Here is a 26,926-nt window from a genome sequence, read left to right as displayed (position 1 = left end):
CACTAATGGCAAACAATAGAAAATTAGGCCGTGTATCTAGTCATAGAAAAGCTATGTTACGTAACTTAGCTACTGATGTCATCATGCATGGTAAGATTGAAACAACTGCTACTCGTGCTAAAGAAGTACGTAAAGTCGTTGATAAATTAATCACTCTTGGTATTAGAGGAGATCTTCATGCTAGAAGACAGGCTGCTGCTATTCTTCAGAATGTAGTAGATCCAGCAACTGGAAAGACAGCTGTACAGGTTCTATTTGATGATGTTGCACCTAAGTTCAAAGGTAAGAACGGTGGTTATACTAGAGTTATCAAAACTTATAACCGTAAAGGTGACAATGCCCCAATGGCAATCATCGGATTATTCTAATCACAAAGCCCCTATGGTTTCATAGGGGTTTTTATTTTCCTCTATTTTTGTAAATGGTATTCACAAATTCATAAAATGTAAGTGCTTCTCTTTGTCAACTAGGTTTAAAGTAGTTTTTAAATCATTGTTTATGAGTAAATATAAGACTATGATGAACTCGAAAAGAAAAGAGGAGGAAGCAATTATGAATATAGATGTTAAAAAAATTTTAGATCAGGCAAAGGATTCATATGATCGTTATTTCAAGGATGCACCACAATTACCAGAAAACCATGGACAGGATGTAGTTTTTGATAAAGAAAAGATGAAAGAAATCATCAATAAAAAAGTGAATCAGCTTGAAGGACATGTCAATAACTTAAATACACTTAAGAAAGAACTTGAAGGTGAATCTGCAACGGTTCTTAATAACACATTCTCTAAAGATAAAGAAGAATATACTAAGTCAACTGTTAACCAGATGCTTAAAGATTATGAAGAAGAAAGAAAAAGAATTGATGATTTAGAAAAGAAGCTTGATGAAATCAAGAAATAATGGAGGAAATATTTATGAACACTAACAAAATTATTGAAAAAGCAAAAGAATCTTATGATCGTTACTTTAAAGATGCACCAGTTTTACCAGACAATCATGAACAAGATGTAGTTTGTAATACAGAAGAAATTGAAAAAATCATTGAAAAAAAGAAAGCTCAATTAGATGGTCATGTAGAAAACCTCAATGCATTAAAGAAAGAAATCGAAGTGACAGCAACTAATAAATTAAATAAGACATTTACAGAAGATTCTGCTGAATATGCAAAGAAAGCTGTTAATCAGATGTTAGCTGATTATGAAGAAGAAAATAACAGAATTGCAGATTTAAAGAAAAAATTAGCTACACTAAAGAAATAATATCAGATGAATTCTGGTATTTTTTTTACGAAAAATTCATTCACACAATTTCACATTGTAAGGGAATTCATTTGTATACGTTGTTTACAATTAAAAAAATACTGTTGTCATCGTGTAAATTCTTGATTATGATACAACTGTAATCGGAAAGGAGGGAGTCACTAGTATGAAATCAAACATAAAAAGCCTTCAGCAAGCTTCTTATACATATTCCACTGACCCTCGACAAGTCAGCAAAAAGCGTCCAAAACCTTCAGTAAATCAAACTCCCGCTTCCGATCACTATAATATATCTCTGCATATATTATCCACTCAGTTGAAGTGTGATGATAAAGATGAGCTTTATAAGAAGGCTATTAGTAGAGCAAAAGATTCATTCAATCGTTATTTTAGTGATCAGAAACATTTAAAAGACATTGATAAGAATAACGATATACTTATAAATGTAGATAAACTTGAGGAAACATATGATGAAAAGAAGAATCAGTTAATGGGTCATATGGAAAATCTAGAAGCAATAAAAAAAGAACTAAATGAACGTGCTAAAAACAGCATAGGGCATTATTTCTCAAAAGAGAAAAATCAATATTATCTGGATGAAGTCGATCATCTTTATTCTAGCTATCAAGAAGAACAAAGACGACTGAAAGAATTTAAACAAAAGATAGAAGACTTAAAGAAAACAGCCTAAAAGCTGTTTTCTTTGCGTTTTAGACCTCTTTTCACTATAATGGGCGATAGAGGTGAAAACTATGATCATTCATCAAATTGAACAAACACATTTCAGTGACTCTGAAGCACTCATTATCCAATTTATTTTAAATAAAGGCATGGATATCAAAAATATGACTACTAAAGAGATTGCAGAAGCTACTTTTACTAGCCCTTCACTATTAATACGTATCGCAAAGAAAATGGGTTATGATGGCTGGAATCAATTCAAACAAGCATTTCTAGAAGAATTAGAGTATATGTATGCATCTCAAGACATTGATGCATCTATTCCGTTTCTAATAAGTGATGATATTTCTGTCATATCAAATAATATATTTAAACTACATGAAGAGACAATAGAAGATACAAAAAACTTGATGAAACATGATGATCTCATGAATGCATTAAAACTCTTAAGAGATGCCAAGTATATTGATATCTATACTCGCCCTAATAAACAACATTTGGCTCAATCTTTTGCCCAGAAGATGTATTCTATTCAAGAACGTGTCGATACCGTTATGATATCTGGTAATGACCTAGTTCAAGCATCCATGAGTGGTCCTGAACACTGTGCCATCATTATCTCTTATTCTGGTGAAACAACACATATAATCCATCTTGCGAAGAAACTAAAAAGTAAACATACACCAATTATTGCGATTACTAGTATCTCTAAAAGTACACTTGTTAAATTATCAGATGTGAGCTTAAGAATCTCATCAAGAGAAATGTTGAATACTAAGATTGGTGATTTTGCATCCACTGAATCTATTACCTGTATTTTAGATATTCTTTATAGCTGTTATTTCTCACTTAACTATAAAGAAAATCTTAACTATAAACTCAGTATTGCCGGGGAAATAGATGATCAGTACTCAGAATATGAATATATTGATGAAACAAAAATAAAATGATACACTTAGAACACGTATTTTAATAATTAGGAGGCAAACCATGGCAAATGCGGTAGATATAAATAATCTAAGTTTTGAGTACGAAGAAGGTGCCAAAACAATTGATCAAATTTCTTTTTCAGTACCTAAAGGCAGCTATACAGTTGTATTAGGTCATAATGGTTCTGGTAAAAGTACTATTGCGAAATTAATCATAGGATTACTAGAACCAAAAACAGGTGATATCACTGTAGATGGTATCCACTTAGATGAAGAACATCTCTATGATGTCAGAGAAAAGGTAGGTATTGTATTCCAAAATCCTGATAACCAGTTTATTGGTTCAACAGTCAGAGATGATATTGCCTTTGGTTTAGAAAACCTATGTGTTCCTACAGAAGATATGGAAGATATCATTCAGACATATGCGAAAAAAGTCAATATGACTGAATTCCTAGATCATGAACCTACAAAACTATCAGGAGGACAGAAGCAGCGTGTCGCTATTGCCGGAATTCTTGCAATGCATCCATCTATTATTATTTTAGATGAAGCCACAAGTATGCTTGATCCTCGTGGTAAGATTGAAATCAATAATCTTGTTCATGAACTCAATCAAACACAGAATATGACTATTCTTTCTATTACTCATGATATAGAAGAAGCAGCTCTTTCAGATCATGTCATATTATTAGATAATGGTCATATTATTGATAAAGGAACTCCTGAAGAAGTATTAACACAAAAGGAAGAGTTAGAACGTATTGGCTTAGATGTACCATTTGCCTATAAGATTTCTAAAAAGCTTCATGATTCAGGCTATCCAATTAAACCAATCATAAACAAAGAAAAGCTGGTGAAAGAATTATGTCAATTGAATTTAAAAAAGTAAATTATATATATGGAGAAAACACTCCATTTTCATATATTGCCTTAAAGGATGTCTCTTTAAAAATCCCTCAGGGTTCCTTTACAGCTCTTATTGGTCATACTGGCAGTGGTAAATCTACTCTCATCCAGCATATCAATGCCTTACTTTTACCATCTGATGGTGAAGTAGATATTGATGAATTTGTGATTCGTGCTGGAGAAAAACCAGAAGTACTTAAACCGTTGAGAAAAAAAGCTGGTTTAGTTTTCCAGTTCCCAGAATATCAGTTGTTTGAAGAAACAATTGAGAAAGATATTATCTTTGGACCTACTAACTTTGGTATGTCTGAAGAAGAGGCGAAAGAACGTGCAGGTAAGGTATTAAAGCTTGTTGGCTTAGATGAATCATATCTTGAAAGATCACCATTTGAATTATCAGGTGGACAAAAAAGAAGAGTAGCCATTGCTGGAATACTTGCCATGGAACCAGATATTCTTGTCTTAGATGAACCAACAGCAGGTTTAGATCCACAAGGGGCTAAAGAAATGTTGGAACTATTTAAGAAGTTCCAGGAAAGCGGCAAGACAGTTATCATGGTCTCTCATGATATGAACCATGTATTACAATATTGTGATCATGTAGTAGTCATGAACCATGGTGAAGTAGAACGATATTGCGATGTAGATGAACTCTTTAGTGAAAGAGATTATCTTGAATCAATGAGTATCGATCTACCAGTTATCACTGATTTCATTCAAGAACTTAATATTGGTGGTTTCCATATCAACCCATCTATTAAAGATATAGATGAATTAGTTCACGCAATAGGAGGAGAATACAATGGATAGTATGATCATAGGACGTTATCTTCCTCTTAACTCTTTTATACATAAAAGAGACCCACGTTTAAAAATAGGTCTTCTTTTATTATTCTTAATTGCTGTATTTTTTGATGCAGGTTTTATTGGTTATGGTATTTTATCTGCCTATGTCATTTTATGTCTTCTTTTATCTAAGATTTCATTTAAGGATGTTATGAAGGCTATGAAGCCAATGATTTTCATGATGGCTTTTCTTGCCTTATTCAATCTCTTATTCTTACAGACTGGTTCTGTTGTATGTACTCTAGGACCTGTTAAAATCTATTCTGGAGCCTTAAAACAGACAGCCTATATTCTTATACGTTTAATCTTAATTATCTCTATGACAACCCTTCTAACAGCTTGTACAAAGCCATTAGACTTAACACTAGGTCTAGAAAAACTCTTTGGACCACTTAAGAAGGTTGGTTTCCCAACTCATGAAATTGCGATGATGATTTCTATCGCTTTACGATTCATTCCTACATTATTAGAAGAAACACAAAGAATCATGAAAGCACAGGCATCTAGAGGTGTAGACTTCCAGGAAGGCACATTTAAAGAGAAGGTATCCGCTATTGTCTCTTTAATTATTCCGCTATTTATCTCTGCCTTCATGCGTGCAGATGATCTCGCAAATGCTATGGAAAGTAGAAACTATAACCCAGAAGCAACTAGAACACGTTACCATCAGGTAAAGTGGGATTTAGGTGATACACTTTCTCTTATCTTTTCACTCATTGTTGTGACAGGTGTTGTAGTATTGAGCTTTATACTATGAGAATAAAATGTATAGTGACTTATGATGGTACACACTTCTATGGCTGGCAGATCCAGCCAGATAAACGTACAGTACAAGAAGAAATACAAAAAGCCATTTATAAGATCACTCATGAAGAAGTCACAATTCACTCATCAGGAAGAACAGATGCAGGTGTCCATGCAGTAGGACAGGTATTTCATTTTGATATTAATAAAGAAATACCTGAAAAACAATGGATTCGTGCCTTAAACAATTTCCTTCCTGAAGATATCTATATCAAAGATTCATTCATAGTTGATGAATCTTTTCATGCACGCTATAGTGCAAAAAAGAAAGAATATCGTTATCTTGTTTCTACAAAACCTTATAACCCAATTGAGAGACTCTATGTCTATCAGCACAATCGCCCATTAGATATAGAGGCTATGAGGGAGTGTGCTCAAATCTTTCTAGGAGAACATGACTTTGCCTCTTTCTGTGTCTTTAACGGTTTAGGGGATACAATCCGCGTTATAGAAACAATTGATATACAAGAAGAAGATGGGATTGTCACAATGAGATTTGTAGGCAATGGATTCCGTCGCTATATGGTACGTTTAATCTCTGGTGCACTTATTCAAGTAGGATCTCATTGGCGTACAAAGGAATTTGTAGAAGAACTACTTGAATCAAAAGGAAAGAAAAAATGTTTATTTAAGGCCAAACCAGAAGGTCTTTACTTACAGGAAGTGTATTATGAAGAAGATGATTAACTATCATACCCACACATATCGCTGTGGACATGCAGTAGGAAATGAATATGAAATGATAGAAGCAGCATTACATGAAGGCTATCAAGAAATAGGCATGAGCTGTCATATCGCTTTACCTCATTACCGTTCTCATCTTCTTCATTCACTTCCTTCAATTCGTTCTATTCAAGGTCTTAAATCATGTATAGGTGCTTTTTTAAGAAATGGTCCTAAGATGCGTATGCCTTATGATGAAAAAGAAGATTATCTAGATGCGCTTAATAACTGTCAGAAGCATTTTCACTATATCAAGATATATAAGGGATTTGAAGCAGAATACTTCGAAGACTACCTAGATTACTATCAGAACTTATTAAGCTCTGGAGAAGTCGATTATTTGATTCTAGGGCATCATTTCCATAAACATAGCATCCATGACTGTTACTATGGAAGAAAGAATCTTACAAAAAAAGATTTACTCAATTATGTAGAAGAATTAGAAAAAGCAATGGATACTGGACTATTCACTTACATTGCCCATCCAGATCTCTTTTTAATGGGATATGGGAAAATAGACGATGTCAGCAAAGAAGTTATTTTACGTATATGTAAGAAGGCAAAAGCTACAAACACCCCTCTAGAACTTAATGCGGGAGGTGTACGTAAAGGTGAAGTGAAGATGAATGGGAAGGATGTTTATCCTTATGCCAATGCCTATTTCTTCCAGATTGCCTCTATGATAGGCAATGATATTATTCTTGGATTAGATGCTCATTCACCAGAACAACTCAGCTGTGAGATGTATCATTACCTAGAAAAACTAGCTAAAGAATATCATCTTCATGTTCTTGATCACATCGAATTCAAGAAAGGAAAACAATAGAAAAATTCAAGAGAATTTTTCCTTTAATCATTGACAAAAGTGCGAGTGTTGCTATAATAAGATTGTTCTGTTCAAGGGGTATTACACCTTGATACAAGAATGCATGAGTTTGTTTGTTCAGGAAACAGTCTGACCCTTATCAACGGACAATACGTTTCCCTGGATAAAATCATTTTAAAAAGACCCCGGTAAGGTTATTTTAAAAGGAGAAAAAAGAATGAGACAAACAACAATGGCTAAAGAAGCCACAATTGAAAGAAAATGGTATGTTGTAGATGCAACTGGTCTTACATTAGGTCGTTTAGCATCTCAGGTTGCTACAGTATTAAGAGGTAAGAACAAGCCTACTTATACTCCACATGTAGACACTGGTGACTATGTAGTTATCATCAATGCAGAAAAAGTAGTAATGACAGGTAAGAAGTTAGACAAGGTGAAGTACTATCACCATTCTGGATTCTTAGGTGGTTTAAAAGTTAAAACTGCTAGACAGTTCCAGGAACAGAATCCAACTGGATTCGTAGAAACTGCCATCAAAGGTATGCTTCCACACAACACTCTTGGCAGACAGCAGGCTAAGAAATTATTTGTTTATGCTGGTAGTGAACATCCACATGCTGCTCAGAAACCAGTAGAATTAAAGTTAAAGTAGGAGGAAGAATAAATGGCAAACGTACAGTACAGAGGAACAGGTCGTAGAAAATCTTCAGTAGCTCGTGTTATCTTAACACCAGGTACTGGTAAATGCGAAATCAACGGTAAGGCTGCTAAGGAATACCTTCCTTCAGACGTATTATTAATGATCGTTGACCAGCCATTAGAATTAACTGGTACAAAGGATAAGTTCGATGTAAAAGTTAATGTTAATGGTGGAGGTATCTCAGGTCAGGCTGGTGCTATCCGTCATGGTATCGCAAGAGCTTTACTTGAAGCTGGTTCTGATTACAGACCAACATTAAAGGCTGCTGGCTTATTAACTCGTGATTCAAGAGTTAAAGAACGTAAGAAATACGGTCTTAAAAAAGCAAGACGTGCTCCACAGTTCTCAAAGAGATAATATTATTTATCACTTATTACAAGAGACATTCAAGAACTCCCTTTTGGGAGTTTTTGTTTTACCTTAAAATAGAGTTTTTGAACTTTGCTAGACACTGTCTAACAAAATATATTAAATGTTTCTCAGGTAAAAAGGTAGTTTACATCTCTTTCCTAAATCGCTACAATAGGGAATCGAGGTATTCACCTCTTATATCTTATGTAAAGGAAAAGGGAAAATGGGGATTTATTTCATTGTATGTCCGTTAGTCTTTCTAGCGGGCTTTGTAGATTCAATTGCAGGTGGGGGAGGTCTGATTTCGCTTCCAGCCTATATGTTTGCAGGAATACCAGTACACGCCGCAATTGCGACAAATAAGCTATCATCATCAACAGGCACTGTTGTATCGACTGCAAGACTTATTAAGAATAAAAAAGTAGATTGGGGATTTGTACCAGGAACAGTCATTGGCGCACTCCTTGGTTCTGTCGCAGGCGCAAATCTTACACTCATTATGAGTGATCATATTCTAAAGATGGTATTAGTTGTTCTTTTACCAGTTGTCGCAATCTGTATATTAAAAGATAAGAATATGGATGTAGAAGTTCCAGTGGGAATGACAAAGACTAAACAGTATTTGATTGCGATTGTATGCTCATTTGTGATTGGCTGCTATGATGGATTCTATGGTCCAGGAACAGGTACATTCTTATTACTTGTATTTACTAAGTTTGCGAAGATGCCAATAGATAAGGCAACAGGAAATGTAAAGGTAGTAAATCTATCTTCAAACATTTCAGCATTAGTCACATTTATCTTAGCAGGAAAGATTCTATGGGGATTAGGACTTGCTGCTTCATGCTTTAGTATTGCAGGACATTATGTAGGTGCTGGAATGGTTGTGAATAACGGTTCTAAGATTATTAAACCATTAATTCCAATTGTATTAGTATTATTAATGATTAAAGTTGTATCAGGAATATAGTATTAAAGTTTGCGAGGTAAATGCGAGCTTAAGCGCTATATACTCATATACGAATATAATTAATTCTACATTTGTAATAGAATGGAGTGCTTAAAGATCCATGATATTGTGAGAGAACCAGTAAAACTCTCATTTTTGTATATTAAAAGGACTGATCCTTATGTAAAGGTCAGTCCTTTTCTCAGTGTGCCGGGCATGGCACTAATTCAGTCGGAGATAAACCGACCACAGGTATTTACCGCCAAGTGTAGTGAACCACAAGCCGATACCATAAAGGTAGGAGTGAAGGAAGTGGTGTAGCGATTTCTTTGAGCGTACGAACAGAAACTTGATATAAGGCTAAATGGTGGATAAGGTTGCTGAACAAACCGAAGTCCTAAAGGTAAACGTAAAACCAAGAGAGTAAATCAAGGCGCTGTGAAGGAAATAGGATTAGTGAATTACCCCGGGAGGCCTCACAGGCAATGAAGTCCAATATCTTTAAAATCAGTGATGGTAAGTTGTGCGATAAAAAGCTTACTGTGAGGAGTCAGCTGAGGTCATAGTAGGTGTCTCACCAACACCAAAGGACCTAATGTTTATATGATGTCACTCATCATAAAGCAATGTCTAGATAGTTCGAAATTGGAATCATCTCATAAATGGAAAACGTAATTCTGTGGAGATGAAGGAAGAGGGAACGGTTCTAGATAAATCTACGATATGAAAAGGAGAACACAGACATGAGACTAATTGATGAAATACTCAGTGATTCAAATATCGACAGGGCTATTCTACAAGTCAAGAGAAACAAAGGTGTATCTGGAGTCGATAAGATGACAGTAGATGAACTTGATGAATATTTCTATAAGCATAGAAGAGAGATTAGATATTCTATACTTAATGAGAAATATAAGCCCCAAGCAGTTAAGAGAGTTTATATCCCAAAGCCTAATGGTAAGAAAAGACCATTAGGTATACCTACAGTAGTAGATAGAGTTATTCAACAGGCTATTGCACAAGTGTTAATGAAGAAATTAGATTCTTCATTCAGTGAATTCAGTTATGGATTCAGACCAAGAAGAAGTGCACAGATGGCTGTATTGAAGACTCTAGAATACATTAATGAAGGCTATGACTGGGTTATAGACTTAGATATTGAAGCATATTTTGACACTGTAAATCATGACAAGTTAATCTCAATACTTAGAGAAAAGAATGTGAATGACTCAACAACATTACATCTTATTCGCAAGTTCATGCAGGCAGGAATTATGGAAGATGGTTTAGTAAAACCTTCTAGAATCGGCGTGCCGCAGGGCGGCTTATGCCGATATCCGCATAAGCCGCCTTATGCGGACAAAGATATTATGCCGAGTTAATTTAGATAACCCTTTAATAATCATACAATTTTCTTTATTTTCTCGGCATAATGCATCACACTTTAAATAGAATTATAGTTCTATTTCTATTTAAAGGAGCGTGATGATTATGAGATTAGAACTAATTTGTAGTGGATTAACAAAATTATTAGTAGATAATAACTATAGTCCAACAACCATAAACTTTTATAAAAGAGAATGGAAAAAACTAAATGATTTTCTTTTATTAGAATATGGGGATGATGTTTTTTCTATTGATAAAGGTTTAATCTTTTTAGAAAAGATTCATGGTATTGTTTCATCTTTTGAAGAATCCAAATTAAAAGATCAACAGTTGCAGTTGATTAGATCGATTCAAATCTTACAGGATTATAAGCTTCACGGTGTACTTACTAGACGATATCATGCATCTAAAAATCCAATCAGATTAGAGGGTGATTATTTAAATATTCATATTCGTTTTAATGATTATCTAGATCACACCGAATTGTCGAAGTCCACCAAAAAGCATTATATTAAAATTTCTCTAATATTTCTTGACTATCTTAATCAAAAAGGAATAACTGATGTTAGTCACATTGATTTATCCATATGTAATGATTATATAAGAACTTTTACTGGTATGTCTTTTAAAACGATTGAACAACATATCTGTGGATTACGATATTTTTTAAGATACTTAAATGAAGAAAATGTGCTAGAAAGTGATGTTGCTTCTCTTATTCATATGCCAGCTATATCAAAATCGACTAAGATACCATCGGTATGGACTGAAGATGAAATTAAAAAATTATTACAGGCTATTGATAGAAACAGTCCTATTGGAAAAAGGGATTACGCAATGATAGTGTTAGCTTGTATTTTAGGGTTACGTATTTCTGACATTAAGAACTTAACATTTGATAATTTTAACTGGGAAGAAAAAAAGCTGAGCATCATTCAACACAAGACAAAAAAGCCATTAACACTGCCTATCCCTGATGCAGTTGGATGGGCAGTAATAGATTATATAAAGAATGGAAGACCTAAATATTACGAATCAAAATTCATATTTCTAAAGCATATGCCGCCCTTTGATATGCTAAGTGATGAAAATCATTTGTCAGGTAGAATCCATTTTTATATGAAAAAGGCGAAAATCCCATTAAACAAAAACTGTCACAGAGGCTTTCACTCTCTAAGGCATACATCAGCTTCAATGCTTCTCGATGCAGGGGTTGAATTACCAGTCATCACATCAATTCTTGGACATTCTAGTACTGATATAACTTCTATTTATTTAAAGACAGATCTTGATAAGTTAAAAGAATGCGTTTTGGATTTGACGTTCGATGATGAATACATTGATATTCGATAGTATTTTCAAAAATGAAATTTAAGATCTGATCAATTTAAAGAGAGCCCAAGGATTTAAATACGTAACAGAAGAATTCGCATTAAAAAGAATAGATAAGTATCTTGCAGGTAAAAACATACAAGAAAAAGTGATTACTAAATCAGTAGTTGATGAATGGTGTTTAAGAAAGACATATGAAACACAAACAAACCAAAACAGTAGAATATCAATTATGAGAATACTATGCTCATATTTATCAGAATTAGGATTTGATGCATATGTTCCTCCAAAAAGACTGACTAGAAAAGCTCCGAAATATAATGCACATATCTATACTGATGATGAATTAAGAAGATTTTTTGAAGCCGTTGATAAGAGTCGATCAGTTCCTTCTGAATGCCCATATCGCCATATTATTATGCCTATATTCTTTAGAATACTATATACAAGCGGATTGCGTGTATCTGAGCTAAGACTGGCTAAAATCGAGGACTTTCATTTGGATGAAGGCTACTTTATAGTTAAAAGCGGAAAGAATAATAAAGATAGAATAATTCCAATTCATCCTGTATTAGTAAAAAAATGTAAGGAATTAAAATCAACTATTCATATTGATTCTGATGAATCAGAATATTTCTTTATGAAATTGCCTGGCAAACCACTGACACTTCAATGTGTGTACAAAAATTTCAGAAGATATCTTGATAAGACCGAAATATCGCATAATGGACGTGGCCCACGAGTCCATGACTTTCGCCATACTTATTGTGTCAACTTATTAAAGAAATGGGTATATGAGGAAAAGAATCTATTGGTATATCTGCCATATATGAAAACAATGTTAGGTCATGAAAGTTTTGATGAAACAGCCTATTATCTTAAATTGACAGCTACACTTTTTCCGATGATTCAGTTAAAGCTTGAAAGTTCCTATCCTAATATAATTGAAACGATTGAAGAATATGACAGCAACTGATTTCGCAGTTCTCATAACCAAGTTTTTAACTGAATATCTACCTCTTCATCAAAACTGTTCAAAAAATACTATAAGCAGCTATAAGGATTCTTTGAAATTATTTATTCTCTTTCTAAGAAATCACAAAAGTATGAACATTAATAAATTTAAGATGCGCCAGATTGATAGAGAACTTATTCTTGAATTTATTGAATGGTTGGAAAATCGTGGAAATTCACCTGTTACTATCAACCATAGATTAGCAGGGATTAAATCATTTATAAATTTTGCACAGTATGAAAGTGTTGAAAATCTGGCTTATTTACAACCTGTCTTATCAGTTAAGTCATTAAAAACTACTACTAGACAAGTTGATTATCTAACTGAAGAACAAATGAATAACTTGATAAATCTTCCGCATATAGATACATCTACAGGAATTAGACATCGTATCATCATGTGCTTATTATATGATACAGGTGCTAGAGTACAGGAATTATGTGATTTAAAAATTGAAGATATCAATTTAGGTAATAATCCTACAGTTAAACTGCATGGTAAAGGTTCAAAAATACGCATAGTCCCTATTTCTAAAAATATGAATCAGATACTAGAAGTGTACATATCTAAATTTTTTTCAGATATTAAATTGAAAAATGAGTATTTGATTAAGAATAAAAATAATCAACAGATGAGTAGAGATGGGATAGAATATATAGTTCAGAAATATGCAACAATCTTAAAAAACAATGATCCTAGTTTTCCATCAAAAGTTCATCCCCATATGTTTAGACATAGTAAAGCAATGCACATGCTTGCAGTTGATATTCCTATTGTCTATATTCGAGATTTTCTGGGGCATGAAGATATTTCAACAACTATGATTTATGCAAGAGCAGATTCAAGAAAGAAAAATGAAGCCATAAATAATTTGGCACCGAAATTAATTGAAGAAAATTATGTTGATTGGAGTAAGGATCAAGATTTATTAGACTTCCTAAACAGCTTTAAATAGTATTATTATGCCGAGAAAACAAAGAAAACCTTCTGATTATTAAAGGGTTATCTAAATTAACTCGGCATAATATCTTTGTCCGCATAAGGCGGCCCTCTTTCTCCAATTATTTCTAACGTCTACCTAGATAAGTTCGACAAGGAGTTAGAAAATAGAGGATTGCGCTTTGTAAGATATGCAGATGACTGCAATATTTTCGTCAAGAGCGAAATGAGTGCGAATAGAGTAATGAAGTCAGTCACTTCATGGCTAGAAAGAAAACTATTTCTTAAAGTCAGCGCTACTAAGACCAAGGTGGTCAGACCAACCAAAAGTAAATTTCTTGGATTCACTTACCTCAAAATGAATGGGGAATGGAAATGCAAGCCTTCCAATCAGAGCAAGATGAAACTCTACGATAAATGTAGAAAGGAACTTGTAAGAAGGATAGGAATTGCACGTTCTATTGCAGTCACATTCAGAAGAATCAATCAGATTGTAGTGGGGTGGATTAACTATTATCGAATAGGTGTGATGAAATACTTCATTGACGTCTTTGGTCAATGGCTTCGCCATAAAATCAGAGTTATCATTCTTAAACAGTGGAAGAAACCAAAAAGAATATATATTAATCTACAGAAACTGAATAATAAACTCAGTTGTCACTTTACAGATGAACTAATATTTTCGGTAGCAAACACTAGGCTAGGTCTATACAGACAGGCCAATGGCCATGTAGTCAATTTTCTACTTAGTCCCAAGATTCTAGCCATTAAGAAAGAGGATAGACCAGGTTTGGTCAATCCTCTTAACTACTATCTAAGTTAGTTTGAAATTATCATATAAATGTAGCGCCGTATACGAGACCCGTACGTACGGTGCAATGAGAGGCACAGAAATAATAATTAAATCCAATATTAACATTGTTTCTTGTCTACTCTATTAATATTTATTTCTTTGTCATTACGATAAATGTCTCAGGACGTCTATCTCTAAATAATCCACAATCATAATTATATCCTTCATTTTTAACTTAGTTATTTTTTTTTGTGTATTCATGCTTTGATAATTGAAAAATTTATAACTCGCCAAAGTTCTCTTTGGCGTAATTATAAGAAAATATTATCTTTAAGAAATTTGAATATATAGAATGCTATTAGAATACTTGATATAATTAAAAAAATGGTAAAGGAAGTGACTATATGTCAGAAAGTGTTTTAGATTCAAAAAAGTCGCTATCAATTGGAGAAAGAATAAATAAATTGCAAAAAAGAAATCTATTAATAGATGATTATGGATTACTATATGATTATATAAAAAATATTAATACTTATTATCACATTACTGGATATAGATTTCTATTGGATAATTATGATGTTAAAGAGGATAATTATTACAATCACAAAAGTACTGAGTTAATAGCTTTAAGTGAAATAGATAGAAAAATCTCTATAATGCTTTTTCAAGAAATAAGAAAGATAGAAGAATCATTAAGAACTAGATTAGCAAATCTATGTGGTCAAGATGATATGGTAACCTTCAAACTTGATAATGACAATGGATTAGCTCTATTAGATCATAATTATTGTTTGATTAATCATGTAAAAGAGAAATTTATTGCGAATGATCAATATGATAATATTTTGGGTAAGGTACTTTATGACGATATTCATAAAACAAGAGAAGAACCCGCAATTAAACATTATATAGATGAATATAATGGTATTATTCCTATTTGGGTAGCGATTAATTTTATTAGTTTTGGCACTTTAATTAAGATGATTGATTGTTTGACTACAGTGAAACTGAATGAGTTTATGGAAGGAAAACCTTATAAAAAGGTTAAAGGAGCCATGGATCCTAGTAGAACTGATTTAAAAGCTATCCACATGTTACGTAATAAAATATCCCATCATTCCAATATCTTAGGAAAACAATCTCCATATATTGTTAAAGGAAAATTTTATTCAATATATTCATTAGGATATGTTTCTATTTGTCATTGGCCCTCTTTATTATTTAAGGATAATTTGACATTATCATTAAGACAAAAAATAGAAAATATTCTTGTGGAAGTAAATAAAGAGTATAATACCACTTTCAATTTCTCTATAATTTATAATAGAAAAATCAAATAATTCTTTACATTCAAAGAAAAATAAGGTAATATAAATGTACGTTGTGAGAGGACCTGCGCGCCTCTCATTTTTTGTATTTTAAAAGGACTGAGCCCATGAAGGTTCAGTCCTTATTTCTTTGTCATCACGACATATGTCTCAGGACGTCTATCTCTGAACAATCCCCAAGATAAACGGTCTTCTTTCAATGCATCTAAATCAAACTCTCCATAAAGTATTGTCTCTTCCTGCTTTGCTGAGGCAATAATATCTCCTGTTGCATCCGCAATAAAAGAGCAGCCATAAAAATCTAAAGAAGAAGATTGTCCGGCATTTTCTTTACAAGGTTCAACTGTTTCTACTCCAATACGATTTGCAGCAACTACAGGCATTAAATTAGCGGCTGCATGACCCTGCATTACACGTCTCCAAGGACTATTGCTATCAACATCTAGAATAGGTTCACTGCCAATCGCAGTAGGATAAAGTAGCATTTCTGCACCCTGTACGGCCATACATCTGACTGTTTCAGGAAACCACTGATCCCAGCAGATGCCTACACCAATACAACCAAAACGTGTATCAAATACTTTAAAACCAGAATCACCAGGAGTGAAATAGAACTTCTCCTGATAAAAATGATCATCAGGAATATGTGTTTTTCTATAAATACCTAACACACTTCCATCGGCATCAATCATTGCGACAGTATTAAAGAGACGATCTATATCTCTTTCATAGAAACTCACAGGAATAACTACACCTAATTCCTTTGCGACTTCTTTAAAACGATTCACGGAAGGATTTTTTTCAAGAGGTAATGCATAATTATAATAGTCATAGCGTTTCTCCTGACAGAAATACTGACGTTCAAATAATTCAGGAAGCAGAATGATATTGGCACCATTGTCTGCTTCCTCTTTGACCATCTTTTCTGCTTTATTAATATTTTCTTGTACATCTTTACTGCATGAAAACTGTAATGCAGCAACTTTGACCTTTCTCATAAAAAAACTCCTACTTTGCAGGAATCTGCTGTGTAATACAGTGAATGATCCCTCCACCTGTTAAAATAACACGTGCTTCAACAGGGATGATGTCACGTTCAGGAAAACACTCTTTTAATATCTCTACAGCTACACTGTCATGTTCATCCCCAAACTGTGGAACTAATACACAATGATTGCCAATATAGAAATTAATATAAGCTTGCAGCTAAACGTTCTCCAACTTCTCTTGTATCTTCTCCCTCTTCAAACTCATATCCCTTTAAATCTTCTTCAGTAATACATACAGGAATATGTGGAATAGGGAGCTTATGAATTTTTATTGGTCTTCCTTTTGCATCCTTTTGACTAGATAAGATTTCATAAGCCATATGACTTCTTACATATTGTGGATCATTTTCATCATCAGTCCACGCAAGAAGTAATTCACCAGGTCTAACAAAACGATAGAGGTTATCAAGTGGTTTCATTGAATTCACATCAATTCCTACGCATCTTTCTCCTAGTAAATCCACAAGTTCAGGATTCCCTCTTCCTCTCTTGTGTCCAGGAACATCAAAAGGTACGATTCTTTTCTTTCTAAATGTCTCAATCGCTTCATAAAGCGGTGCACTCGCTTGTCTTTTTAAGTCCATAATCTCCCTTTCCTCATCATGTCTAAACATAAAAAAAGACAGATGATTATTCATCATCTGTCAAACGTGTAAAAAATGTGATACATGGTACTTTTTTTCTATGCGAAACCAGTAGAGAATCCCTCTCTTCATATGCATAAATATAATGTCACGTACTATATTGACCGTTTCATAAGATGATGTGCTTATTTCTAAGCGACGATTGTAAAGTAATCAACTTAAAAATTTAATCTTAACTTAATCTTTAACTAGAATTCATTTTTGAAAATCAGTAATATTTTAAAAGAAAATACTGATTATCAGACACAAAATTGTTTTCACAAATAGTGCTAAGTAGATTGTTTAAGACTTTATAATTTTTTGAGAATATTATAAAATATGATAAATAATAAGGAGGAGCAATGATGATTACTATTAGAATCGCAACAGTAGAGGATGCAGAGTTTATCCAGAAGATTTATGCACCTTATGTCCTTAACACAACTATCACATTTGAATTAGAACCACCGACAGTTAAAGAAATGGCAGATCGTATCAGGCATACTTTAGAAAAATACCCATATCTAGTCGCAGTAGAAGAGGGAGAAGTGATAGGATATGCCTATGCAGGGACATTGTATGATCGTCGTGCCTATGATCATTCTGCAGAATTATCTATTTATATCGATGATAGAAAGCGTCATAAAGGGACAGGTCATCTTCTTTATAATGCTTTGATTGACTATCTTACAAGAATGAATATTACGAATCTTTATGGATGCATCACTTATCCAAATGATGCAAGTATCGCTTTTCATGAAAAATATGGTTTTAAAGAAGCCGCTCATTTCCATGAATGTGGCTATAAGTTTGATCAGTGGCTAGATGTAGTTTATCTAGAAAAGAGATTAGATAAAACGACTGAGCCATTCATACCTTTTAAAGAACTATGTTAATAAGAGAATCATTAGAAAAATGTCCAATGAATCCTAATGAAAAAAGATTGGGACAGTACTTGACAAGTCAGGGCATACAACTAGAAAATGCGACAGTAAGAACAGTCGCAAAGGAAGTATTTTTAGCCCCATCGTCAGTTGTCCGTTTTGTACAGAAATTAGGATTTGAAGGATTTAATGACTTCAAGAAACAATATTTAGAAGAAATACGATACTTATCCACACACTTTCAGAAAATAGATAGTAATAGACCATTCTCCCAAAATGATAAGAATATAGTGATTGCGAATAAAGTAGGATTACTTTATGATGAAACGTTGCAGGATACGATTTCTTTACTCAATCATGATACACTCCAGGAAGCCATCAATCGTATTGAAAAGAAGGAACATATTGCGATTGTCGTATCAGGTGCACAGAAGGGAATTGCGTATACCTTTAAAGAAAAGATGATGAAAATTGGTAAGAAGGTAGATATTTTTGATAGCATGGATGAAGCTTTTTATGAAGCATGTTATTGTAGCAGCAATACATTATTTATTCTTATCAGCTATTCTGGTGAAACATCAAAATGTCTTTTTATCTGTCATAAATTAATTGAAAGAAAACTACCTTTTATTACTATTACAACCTATGGGACTAACTCTCTTTCTAGTCAGTCAGACTGTTGTTTATATGTATCCACAAGAGAAAAATTAATTGATAATTTAGGTGCATTCTCTTTTAATCTTTCTTTACTTTATTTACTTGATGTTCTTTATGCAGGTTATTTTAATACCAGCTATGATGAACATTTAGAAAATAAAACAGTGACTTCTGTGGAATGTGAAAACATATTTACAGACCATGGTAGAAAAACAGATAATCCAATCATCAAATAGAACAGTGTTCCCTAAAAACCTTAGAAATAAGGAACAAAAAGAGAACACTGTTGTTTTCGCTTACATTTTACTGTTTTCTTTATTTCTTTTACGTATAATGTTGTTGTTGAAGGAGGAACGCAACAATGAATAAAGAAGGCGTAAAAATCGTTACTATTGGTGGAGGCAGCAGCTATACACCAGAATTAATGGAAGGTTTCATCAAGAGATATGATGAATTACCAATCAGAGAAATCTGGCTATGTGATATCGAAGATGGTAAAGAAAAACTTGAAATCGTAGGAGAAATGGCACAGAGAATGTGGGATGCATCTCCTTATGATGTAAAAGTACATCTTACATTAGATCGTAGAGAAGCATTACCAGGAGCTGACTTCGTTACTACACAGTTCAGAGTAGGTTTATTAAATGCACGTATCAAGGATGAAAGAATTCCATTTTCTTATGGAATGTTAGGCCAGGAAACAAATGGTGCGGGAGGTATGTTTAAGGCATTACGTACTATTCCAGTTATCTTAAGTATCGTAGAAGATATGAAGGAATTATGTCCTGATGCATGGTTAATCAACTTCACTAACCCAAGTGGAATGGTTACTGAATCAGTTATGAAATATGGTAAGTGGGATAAGGTTATTGGTTTATGTAACGTACCAGTAGGTGCTATGATGGATGAACCAAAAACAATCGGAAAAACATTGGATCAGTTAACTTACAAGTTTGCAGGTTTAAACCATTTCCATTGGCATAAAGTATATGATGAAAATGGTCATGAAGTGACTAAAGACATTATCAATGCAATGTATGAAGGTAAAGATATGGGTATTCCAGCTAATATTCATGATATCCCATTCTTTAAAGAACAGTTATTACGTATGAATATGATTCCTTGTGGATATCATAGATATTACTATCGTGAAGAAGAAATGTTGGCACACGGTTTAAAGGAATACAATGATCCAAATGTTGGAACAAGAGGTCAGCAGGTACAGAAGACTGAACATGAATTATTTGAATTATATAAGGATCCTAACTTAGATCATAAGCCAGAACAGCTTGCAAAACGTGGTGGTGCACATTACAGTGATGCAGCTTGTGAAACAATTGCATCTATTTATGGAAATAAGTTAAGTCATATCGTTGTAACTACTAAGAATAATGGTGCAGTACCTGATCTTCCAGTTGATTGTGCAGTAGAAGTATCTTCTTATATTGGAAGTACTGGTGCACGTCCAATCGCTTTTGGTCCATTAGAACCAGCAGAAAGAGGATGGGTACAGTGCATGAAGAACATGGAATTATGTGTTGAAGAAGCTGCTGTAACAGGTGATTATGGAACTCTATTACAGGCTTTCATAATCAACCCACAGATTGTAGCGGGTACTAAAGCTAAACGTATTATGGATGAATTATTAATCGCCCATAAGAAATACCTTCCTCAGTTTGCAGATACTATTGCAAGACTTGAAGAAGAAGGCGTAACTATCAAAGATGATGTTGCAAGAGAATTAACTGAAAAAGGATTATAATATGCATGACAGGCTCTTATGAGCCTGTTTTCTTATGTTATAATGGATTTTAGGAGGATGTAGAAATGATTAGAGAAATAGTAAAGGATAATTTCTTCTTATCTCAGGTGGCAGAAAAAGCGACGAAAGAAGATTTATATATAGGAACTGATTTAAAGGATACGCTTCAAGCACATCTTCATGAATGTGTTGGTATGGCAGGAAATATGATTGGCTATAATAAAGCAGTCATTATCTTTTTAGAAGATGAAAAGATGCATGTGATGTATAATCCTGAAATCATTAAAACAAGTGGTAACTGTCATGAATGTGAAGAGGGATGTTTATCTCATGTAGGACAAAAGTCAGTTAAACGTTATGAAACAATCAAGGTCTCTTACTTTGATGAATCATTTAAGAAGAAGATTAAAACCTTTACAGGTTTTACAGCACAGATCATTCAGCATGAATGTGATCATCTAAAAGGTATACTTATCTAGATGATTTCTCTATACAGAATAGAAAACAGGTGGAGATTATGCATAATGGCATATTCCACCTGTTTTTATTTTATACGTCTAATGCTTTCTTAAGCGCTTCGATATTAGAATATCTAGGAGTAGAAGGATCATTCATTATTTTTCTGCCTTCTTCAATGGCAGCAGCTGTAGTATCATTAGGTATTTCAAGTTCATTGAATATTTCTTCTTTTTGATCTGTGTAGATATTTAAATTTGTAGTTGCCATGTAGAACACCTCCATTTAAGTATATCAAATATAAGAAGCTCTATCTATGCAAAAAGGCATCCCTGAGGATACCCTTAATTATGAATTGTGAGAGCACGTGTTGCGTTCATTACTGCAAGAATCATAACACCTACATCTGCAAATATTGCAAGCCACATATTCGCAATACCAAGTGCTCCTAATACTAAACAGATGAACTTAACAGCTAATGCAAAGACGATATTCTGTTTCACAATTTTTAATGTCTTAGTAGAAATCTTCATTGCAAGGGAAATCTTTAATGGATCATCATCCATCAAAACAACATCTGCTGCTTCAATGGCAGCATCACTACCAAGACCACCCATTGCAATACCAATATCAGCACGAGAGAGTACTGGTGCATCATTGATACCATCACCGACAAAGGCAAGTTTTTCTTTGCCTGATTTCTTAGCTAACAACTTTTCTACTTCTTCTACCTTATCTGCAGGAAGAAGTTCACTATGTACTGTATCAATACCAATTGTATTGGCTACAAGATCTGCAGTAGAAGCACTATCACCTGTTAACATAACAGTTTCCTTTGCCCCTAATGATTTCAAACCACTAATAGCTTCTTTTGCATGATCCTTGATAATATCAGAAATTACAATACAACCTGCATATTTGTCATCAACTGCTACATATACAAGTGTACCAGCCTTTGTATAAGCACTATAATCAATACCTTTTAACTTCATTAATTTCGCATTACCTGCAAGAATATGATGACCCTTATAGTCTGCTTCTACACCATGTCCTGCAATTTCCTGAATATGATCTACAAGTGTATTATCGATTTTCTGATTATAAGCTTTCTTTAAGCTGACGCTGATAGGATGTGTTGAAGCACTTTCTGCATAAGCAGCATATTCAAGTAAGTTGTCTTTATCAAAACCTTCTGCAGGTACAACATCAGTCACTTCAAATACACCCTTAGTCAATGTACCTGTCTTATCAAATACAAAGTACTTAACATCAGATAATGTTTCTAGGTAGTTAGAACCTTTTACAAGAATACCGTTCTTGCTGGCACATCCAATACCACCAAAGAAACTTAATGGAATAGAAATAACAAGAGCACAAGGACAGCTGATTACTAAGAATGTGAGGGCTCTAAAGATCCAGTCACCAACATGGGCAGGCTGTTTCATAATTGTTAAGACAATAGGGGGAATAATAGCCAAAGCGAGCGCACTATAACATACAACAGGTGTATAATACTTTGCAAACTTCGTAATAAAGTTTTCTGTCTTAGATTTCTTCATACTTGAGTTTTCTACAAGATCAAGAATCTTAGAAACTGTTGATTCACCAAATTCTTTTGTTGTTTTTACTGTGATACGTGCTGTCATATTAATAGAACCACTATAGATTTCATCACCACAATGGGCATTACGAGGCACACTTTCACCTGTTAAGGCACTTGTATTGAGTGTTGTATCACCCTCTACAATAATTCCATCAATAGGCACCTTTTCACCAGGATTAACAATGATTTCACTACCAATTTCTACATCATCCGGATCCACTTCTTCAATCTCTCCATCCACCATAATATTGGCATAATCAGGGCGAATATCCATTAAAGCGGCGATATTCTTACGGCTTTTACCAACCGCAATACTCTGGAATAATTCACCAATCTGATAGAAAACCATAACGGCGGAACCTTCAAGATATTCACCAAGACACATAGCCCCGATAGTAGCCACTGCCATTAAGAAGTTTTCATCAAATACCTGACCATGACTGATATTTTTAATAGATTTTCTTAAAATATCATGCCCAATCACAAAGTAGGGGATTAAATAGAGGATAAACTCAACATAGCCTGGTACAGGGACAATTGTCTTAAATACAGTAATCACAATCAATAAGACAATCGCAATAATAATTCTATTTAAAACATTTTTTTGCTTCTTTGTCATTTCAATCACTCCTTATTAAAGGAAGATTTCGCAATCATCCTCAACAATTTTACAATTTTCTCTTGCTTTTTCCATAACTTCCTGAGGATCTACACCTTCCTCAAACTCAACCTTTAACTTTAAAGTCATAAAACTTAAAGTGGCATCCTTAACACCTTCAGTATTCTTTACTGCTTCTTCCATCTTATTTGCACAATTTGCGCAATCTACATCTACCTTATAAGTCTTTTTCATATTATTTTCTCCTTTACTCTTCAATATGATTCATTCCAATAGATAAAATACTTCTTACATGATCATCATCTAATGAATAGAAGATAACCTTTCCTTCTCTTCTAAACTTTACTAGTTTCGCATCCTTTAATACTTTAAGCTGATGACTAATGGCTGGTTGAGAAAGCTGTAATATAGTAGCTAAATCACCTACACATAGTTCACCTTCAAATAAAGCATAGAGAATCTTGATTCTTGTAGAATCACCAAATGTCTTAAATAAATCTGCTAAATCATAAAGATATTCATCATCAGGTTGATTCTCTAAAACCTTTGAAACAACATCTTCATTCGCATTTAAGAATTCATTTCTCTTTTCCATGGCTCCTCCTCATATAAACGTTTTTACATATTTAATTATATGAATATGTTTATATGTTGTCAATAGAAAAGCCGAAGAAACAAATGTTTCTTCGGCTTGGCTGTATGTATTATTCAGTTATTTCTTCAAAATCTGAAGCAGGATGTTTACATAGAGGACAAATAAAGTTTTCAGGAAGTTCTTCTCCGCTATATTCATAACCACAGATCTTACAGCGCCATTTACGCACAGGAGCTTCTTCTTTTATATGATGTTCTTTATTCATAACTTCTACAATTACATCAGCAAGAGCTTCAATTTTTTCATAATCTGCATTTTTCATACGTGATTTAATAGTGAGCTCTTCACCGATATAATTCCAAGATAATGGTTCAAGAATAGCTTTCATAGTCTTCTTAGCACTTGGTGCCCATGTACCATTTTCAATTAAAACACATGTACGATTCTGTAAAAGATGTTCCTTGATTTCTATCAATAAGTTCTGCATAGGTGTGAATAAACCTGCATTATAAGATGCGCTTGCGAATACTAGATGAGAATACTTGAAACTTTCAGATAGGATATAAGATGGATCGGTCTTAGATACATCATATACTTTAATGTTGTGAATACCTTTTTCACTTAACTTACTTGCAAGAATCTCAGCTGCATTGGCAGTACCGCCATAAATAGAACCATAAGCAATCATAACACCCTTTACTTCTGGTTTATAAGCAGCCCAAGAAGCAGTATGTTCTACCATTAAGTTAATATCTTCATCCCAGATAGGCCCATGCAGTGGACAAAGCATTGAAATATCAAGAGTAGATGCTTTTTTTAAGGCATTAGTCACCTGTACACCATATTTACCAACAATATTTGTATAATAACGTCTTGCTTCATTCCAAAATGATTCATCTAGATCCATTTCACTTGTAAATAGATTGCCATGAAGTGCACCAAAAGTACCAAATGCATCCGCGCTAAATAAGATACCTGTTGTAGAATCATAAGTCATCATGACTTCAGGCCAATGAACCATTGGTGTAGTAACGAAGCTTAATACATGATGTCCAGTTTCTAAAGTATCGCCTTCCTTGATAACTATAGCATAGCTATCTACATCAAAATCAAAGAACTGTTTCATCATACGGAATGTCATAGTATTACCCACAATCTTTACATCAGGATAACGTACTACAATATCACAAAGTGTTGCACAATGATCAGGCTCCATATGATTGACTACTACATAATCAAGTGTTCTACCATCTAGTACATGTTCTAAATTTTCTAAGAACTGATGAGCAATCGCTGCATCTGCAGTATCTAATAAGACAGTCTTATCATCTAGTAATAAATAAGAATTATAACTTATTCCATCAGGAATAGGATAAGCATTTTCAAATAGTTCTAAACGTCTATCATTGCCTCCTACATAATAAAAATCATCACTTATTTGTCTTACATTAAACATTCTTTTTCCTCCTGCTTAAAGTGGCTCAAAATCAGATGCTGGATGTTTACAGATAGGACAGATTAAATCCTCAGGTAATTCATCACCTTCATAGACCCATCCACAAATCTTACATACCCATCCTTTTTTCTTCTTTTCTGGTTTTGGTTTCACATTCTTGAAATAATAGTCATATGTCATAGAATCATGATCATTTAAGATAACAGCATCATCAAGTTCTACAATAAACATCGTATGTGTTAACTCATCCAATGTTTCTATAACATGACCTTTCATATATGCATTCGCATATTGTGTTAAGTAAGGTAATGAGTCTTTCAAATCATACATATCAAAACCATCAAACTTATTAACCTCTTTACCACTCTGGAAACCAAATCGTTTAAAGATATCAAAAGGGCATGTAATATCAAGTACAGATAAAGTCATATTCTTTGACTTCATCAATACATCATGAGTGTAATTCGCCTTATTCACAGTCACTGCAATACGATAAGGATTACTTGTGAGCTGTACGGCTGTATTAATAATACAGCCATTAGACTTATTACCATCATTTACACCTAATACATACAAACCATAACTGAGTTTAAATAATGCATTCTTTTCCATGGTCATACCTCCTCTTGTTTATTATAAACGTTTACACAAAAGAAAAAAACTCAGATGCGTTATTTCTGAGTTTTTGCGTGATATTTGTTTAAGATATCAGGGAATGCCTTGACTAAACGACGATGTGAATATTTCTTAATAAGATGTTCACGGTGACTATCCTTTAATTGACGTGCAATCTTAAAGATATCATCTGTTGTAATTTCATTATGAATATCTAGTTCTAGTTCATCTGCAAACTTCTTAAGATCCTGAGAGACTGTCTCAAGCTTTTTCGCAAGATGAGTGGCTTCAACAAATGTAGTAATTAAGTCGCTTGTGAATAGTGTGATACACACAGTAGAAGCAATAACCATTGGAATATAATCATATTGAATAAGCATATGAGTCAGATGTGGCTGTACATTCTTCACTGCAGTCACGGAGAAGAAACCAAAGATAAAGAAACCTTCTAAGCAGATACGACCATTTAAATTAAATCTCATTTGAGAATAGTCCCACCATCTTGCATGGAACATCTTTTCCATGAAATAAGATGTGAGATATTCAATAAAGCATGCGACAATAGCTCCTTCTATAAAGATGAGAGACCAATCTTTAGAGATAGGAAATAAAGCACATACAACAATCGCACCTGATCCATAAATAGGAATACAAGGTCCAGTTAAGAAACCACTGTTATGTATCTTATGACCTGTGGCAATAGGGCAGATAAGTGATTCCCAGATCCACCCACAGAAACTATAGATAAAGAAGGAAATAACAAGTATTGTCCAGTTATTCGCAAATGCATCTAACATATATTAACCTCCTCGTATAATATGTACGTAATCAGTT

The 26,926-nt window shown here is 33.7% G+C and carries 33 protein-coding genes and 1 pseudogene; 24 read left to right on the top strand and 10 right to left on the bottom strand.

The genetic code is table 11. From position 1 onward, the window contains the following. The first annotated feature begins 5 nt into the window (after positions 1-5). The 20 genes and pseudogenes from rplQ (at position 6) to QVO42_RS04745 (ending at position 15,785) form a co-directional block, all read left to right on the top strand. Positions 6-368: a 50S ribosomal protein L17 gene (rplQ, locus tag QVO42_RS04840; RefSeq protein WP_006505650.1), complete on the top strand. Its 363-nt coding sequence runs from the start codon at positions 6-8 to the stop codon at positions 366-368. Between the two features lie 184 nt (positions 369-552). Continuing rightward, positions 553-903 (top strand): hypothetical protein, encoded by a 351-nt coding sequence (locus tag QVO42_RS04835; protein ID WP_022425039.1) that lies wholly within the window; start codon positions 553-555, stop codon positions 901-903. 14 nt (positions 904-917) lie between these two features. Beyond that, positions 918-1,262, top strand: a complete 345-nt coding sequence (locus QVO42_RS04830; RefSeq protein ID WP_022425038.1) for a hypothetical protein — start codon at positions 918-920, stop codon at positions 1,260-1,262. Between the two features lie 166 nt (positions 1,263-1,428). Beyond that, positions 1,429-1,953, top strand: a complete 525-nt coding sequence (locus tag QVO42_RS04825; protein WP_022425037.1) for a hypothetical protein — start codon at positions 1,429-1,431, stop codon at positions 1,951-1,953. Between the two features lie 61 nt (positions 1,954-2,014). Next, positions 2,015-2,893: a MurR/RpiR family transcriptional regulator gene (locus QVO42_RS04820; RefSeq protein ID WP_022425036.1), complete on the top strand. Its 879-nt coding sequence runs from the start codon at positions 2,015-2,017 to the stop codon at positions 2,891-2,893. Between the two features lie 40 nt (positions 2,894-2,933). Further along, entirely contained in the window at positions 2,934-3,764 is an 831-nt protein-coding gene (locus QVO42_RS04815) for an energy-coupling factor transporter ATPase (protein ID WP_022425035.1), read from the top strand. Continuing rightward, positions 3,740-4,591: an energy-coupling factor transporter ATPase gene (locus QVO42_RS04810; protein WP_022425034.1), complete on the top strand. Its 852-nt coding sequence runs from the start codon at positions 3,740-3,742 to the stop codon at positions 4,589-4,591. Before QVO42_RS04815 ends, QVO42_RS04810 begins: the two co-directional genes overlap by 25 nt. Then, a complete protein-coding gene (locus QVO42_RS04805) occupies positions 4,584-5,384 on the top strand; it encodes an energy-coupling factor transporter transmembrane component T family protein (protein ID WP_022425033.1) in 801 nt (266 codons plus the stop codon). The genes QVO42_RS04810 and QVO42_RS04805 overlap by 8 nt, the downstream gene beginning before the upstream one ends. Continuing rightward, complete coding sequence (truA, locus tag QVO42_RS04800; protein ID WP_022425032.1) at positions 5,381-6,118, top strand: tRNA pseudouridine(38-40) synthase TruA; 738 nt, start codon at positions 5,381-5,383, stop codon at positions 6,116-6,118. The genes QVO42_RS04805 and truA overlap by 4 nt, the downstream gene beginning before the upstream one ends. Beyond that, positions 6,102-6,980 carry a PHP domain-containing protein gene (locus QVO42_RS04795; protein WP_022425031.1) on the top strand — a complete coding sequence of 293 codons (879 nt, stop codon included), beginning with the start codon at positions 6,102-6,104 and terminating at the stop codon, positions 6,978-6,980. Before truA ends, QVO42_RS04795 begins: the two co-directional genes overlap by 17 nt. A 217-nt stretch (positions 6,981-7,197) precedes the next feature. Beyond that, entirely contained in the window at positions 7,198-7,632 is a 435-nt protein-coding gene (rplM, locus tag QVO42_RS04790; RefSeq protein ID WP_006505660.1) for a 50S ribosomal protein L13, read from the top strand. A gap of 12 nt (positions 7,633-7,644) precedes the next feature. Further along, positions 7,645-8,037: a 30S ribosomal protein S9 gene (rpsI, locus tag QVO42_RS04785; protein ID WP_006505661.1), complete on the top strand. Its 393-nt coding sequence runs from the start codon at positions 7,645-7,647 to the stop codon at positions 8,035-8,037. A gap of 217 nt (positions 8,038-8,254) precedes the next feature. Next, on the top strand, positions 8,255-9,001 hold the full coding sequence (locus QVO42_RS04780; protein WP_022425030.1) for a TSUP family transporter: 747 nt from the start codon (positions 8,255-8,257) through the stop codon (positions 8,999-9,001). A gap of 722 nt (positions 9,002-9,723) precedes the next feature. Further along, positions 9,724-10,362 carry a reverse transcriptase domain-containing protein gene (locus QVO42_RS04775; RefSeq protein ID WP_022425029.1) on the top strand — a complete coding sequence of 213 codons (639 nt, stop codon included), beginning with the start codon at positions 9,724-9,726 and terminating at the stop codon, positions 10,360-10,362. A 109-nt stretch (positions 10,363-10,471) separates the two neighbouring features. Then, positions 10,472-11,719: a site-specific integrase gene (locus tag QVO42_RS04770; RefSeq protein WP_022425028.1), complete on the top strand. Its 1,248-nt coding sequence runs from the start codon at positions 10,472-10,474 to the stop codon at positions 11,717-11,719. A gap of 211 nt (positions 11,720-11,930) precedes the next feature. Continuing rightward, on the top strand, positions 11,931-12,674 hold the full coding sequence (locus tag QVO42_RS04765) for a tyrosine-type recombinase/integrase (RefSeq protein ID WP_288163846.1): 744 nt from the start codon (positions 11,931-11,933) through the stop codon (positions 12,672-12,674). Further along, positions 12,661-13,668: a site-specific integrase gene (locus QVO42_RS04760; protein WP_022425026.1), complete on the top strand. Its 1,008-nt coding sequence runs from the start codon at positions 12,661-12,663 to the stop codon at positions 13,666-13,668. Before QVO42_RS04765 ends, QVO42_RS04760 begins: the two co-directional genes overlap by 14 nt. Before the next feature lie 99 nt (positions 13,669-13,767). After that, positions 13,768-13,989 (top strand): annotated as a pseudogene (locus QVO42_RS04755) (reverse transcriptase domain-containing protein); the annotation flags it as partial. A 21-nt stretch (positions 13,990-14,010) separates the two neighbouring features. Continuing rightward, complete coding sequence (locus tag QVO42_RS04750; protein WP_353867241.1) at positions 14,011-14,475, top strand: group II intron maturase-specific domain-containing protein; 465 nt, start codon at positions 14,011-14,013, stop codon at positions 14,473-14,475. 374 nt (positions 14,476-14,849) lie between these two features. Next, the gene (locus tag QVO42_RS04745) at positions 14,850-15,785 is read left to right on the top strand and encodes an Abi family protein (protein ID WP_022425024.1); all 936 of its coding nucleotides are present in this window, start codon (positions 14,850-14,852) and stop codon (positions 15,783-15,785) included. A 110-nt stretch (positions 15,786-15,895) separates the two neighbouring features. Here QVO42_RS04745 and aguB read toward each other — a convergent pair whose 3' ends face one another. From aguB to QVO42_RS10530, 3 genes are read right to left on the bottom strand one after another with little or no spacing between them, the layout of a single operon-like run. Beyond that, entirely contained in the window at positions 15,896-16,771 is an 876-nt protein-coding gene (aguB, locus tag QVO42_RS04740; RefSeq protein WP_022425023.1) for an N-carbamoylputrescine amidase, read from the bottom strand. 10 nt (positions 16,772-16,781) lie between these two features. Beyond that, positions 16,782-16,955 (bottom strand): agmatine deiminase family protein, encoded by a 174-nt coding sequence (locus tag QVO42_RS10440; RefSeq protein WP_353867240.1) that lies wholly within the window; start codon positions 16,953-16,955, stop codon positions 16,782-16,784. 7 nt (positions 16,956-16,962) lie between these two features. Beyond that, positions 16,963-17,406: an agmatine deiminase family protein gene (locus QVO42_RS10530; protein ID WP_022425022.1), complete on the bottom strand. Its 444-nt coding sequence runs from the start codon at positions 17,404-17,406 to the stop codon at positions 16,963-16,965. A gap of 404 nt (positions 17,407-17,810) precedes the next feature. Between QVO42_RS10530 and QVO42_RS04730 the strand changes: the two genes are divergently transcribed. From QVO42_RS04730 to QVO42_RS04715, 4 genes are all read left to right on the top strand, one after another. Then, positions 17,811-18,341: a GNAT family N-acetyltransferase gene (locus QVO42_RS04730; protein WP_022425021.1), complete on the top strand. Its 531-nt coding sequence runs from the start codon at positions 17,811-17,813 to the stop codon at positions 18,339-18,341. Further along, positions 18,335-19,222: a MurR/RpiR family transcriptional regulator gene (locus QVO42_RS04725; RefSeq protein WP_022425020.1), complete on the top strand. Its 888-nt coding sequence runs from the start codon at positions 18,335-18,337 to the stop codon at positions 19,220-19,222. The genes QVO42_RS04730 and QVO42_RS04725 overlap by 7 nt, the downstream gene beginning before the upstream one ends. A gap of 125 nt (positions 19,223-19,347) precedes the next feature. Further along, complete coding sequence (locus QVO42_RS04720; protein WP_022425019.1) at positions 19,348-20,748, top strand: 6-phospho-beta-glucosidase; 1,401 nt, start codon at positions 19,348-19,350, stop codon at positions 20,746-20,748. Between the two features lie 65 nt (positions 20,749-20,813). Then, positions 20,814-21,227: a peptide deformylase gene (locus tag QVO42_RS04715; protein WP_022425018.1), complete on the top strand. Its 414-nt coding sequence runs from the start codon at positions 20,814-20,816 to the stop codon at positions 21,225-21,227. Between the two features lie 70 nt (positions 21,228-21,297). On the opposite strand, the gene QVO42_RS04710 is transcribed toward QVO42_RS04715, so the two are convergent. The 7 genes from QVO42_RS04710 to QVO42_RS04680 form a co-directional block, all read right to left on the bottom strand. Beyond that, positions 21,298-21,474, bottom strand: coding sequence for a hypothetical protein (locus QVO42_RS04710; RefSeq protein WP_022425017.1), 177 nt, complete (start codon positions 21,472-21,474; stop codon positions 21,298-21,300). A 74-nt stretch (positions 21,475-21,548) separates the two neighbouring features. Continuing rightward, positions 21,549-23,426, bottom strand: a complete 1,878-nt coding sequence (locus QVO42_RS04705; RefSeq protein WP_022425016.1) for a heavy metal translocating P-type ATPase — start codon at positions 23,424-23,426, stop codon at positions 21,549-21,551. Positions 23,427-23,441: 15 nt separating this feature from the next. Beyond that, complete coding sequence (locus QVO42_RS04700) at positions 23,442-23,660, bottom strand: cation transporter (protein WP_022425015.1); 219 nt, start codon at positions 23,658-23,660, stop codon at positions 23,442-23,444. A 13-nt stretch (positions 23,661-23,673) separates the two neighbouring features. Continuing rightward, entirely contained in the window at positions 23,674-24,021 is a 348-nt protein-coding gene (locus QVO42_RS04695; protein WP_006505676.1) for an ArsR/SmtB family transcription factor, read from the bottom strand. Between the two features lie 109 nt (positions 24,022-24,130). Beyond that, positions 24,131-25,477, bottom strand: coding sequence for an oxygen-binding di-iron domain-containing protein (locus QVO42_RS04690; RefSeq protein WP_022425014.1), 1,347 nt, complete (start codon positions 25,475-25,477; stop codon positions 24,131-24,133). 15 nt (positions 25,478-25,492) lie between these two features. Further along, positions 25,493-26,089 carry a flavin reductase gene (locus tag QVO42_RS04685; RefSeq protein WP_022425013.1) on the bottom strand — a complete coding sequence of 199 codons (597 nt, stop codon included), beginning with the start codon at positions 26,087-26,089 and terminating at the stop codon, positions 25,493-25,495. A gap of 59 nt (positions 26,090-26,148) precedes the next feature. After that, positions 26,149-26,889, bottom strand: a complete 741-nt coding sequence (locus tag QVO42_RS04680; protein ID WP_022425012.1) for a putative ABC transporter permease — start codon at positions 26,887-26,889, stop codon at positions 26,149-26,151. Between the last annotated feature and the right edge of the window lie 37 nt (positions 26,890-26,926).

Origin of the sequence: Catenibacterium sp. CAG:290 (genome assembly GCF_000437715.1) — a bacterium.
Taxonomy (GTDB): Bacteria; Bacillota_I; Bacilli_A; order Erysipelotrichales; family Coprobacillaceae; genus Catenibacterium; species Catenibacterium mitsuoka_A.
The sequence above is the reverse complement of the archived record's forward strand: the minus strand, read 5'-3'. Positions and strand labels throughout refer to the sequence as shown.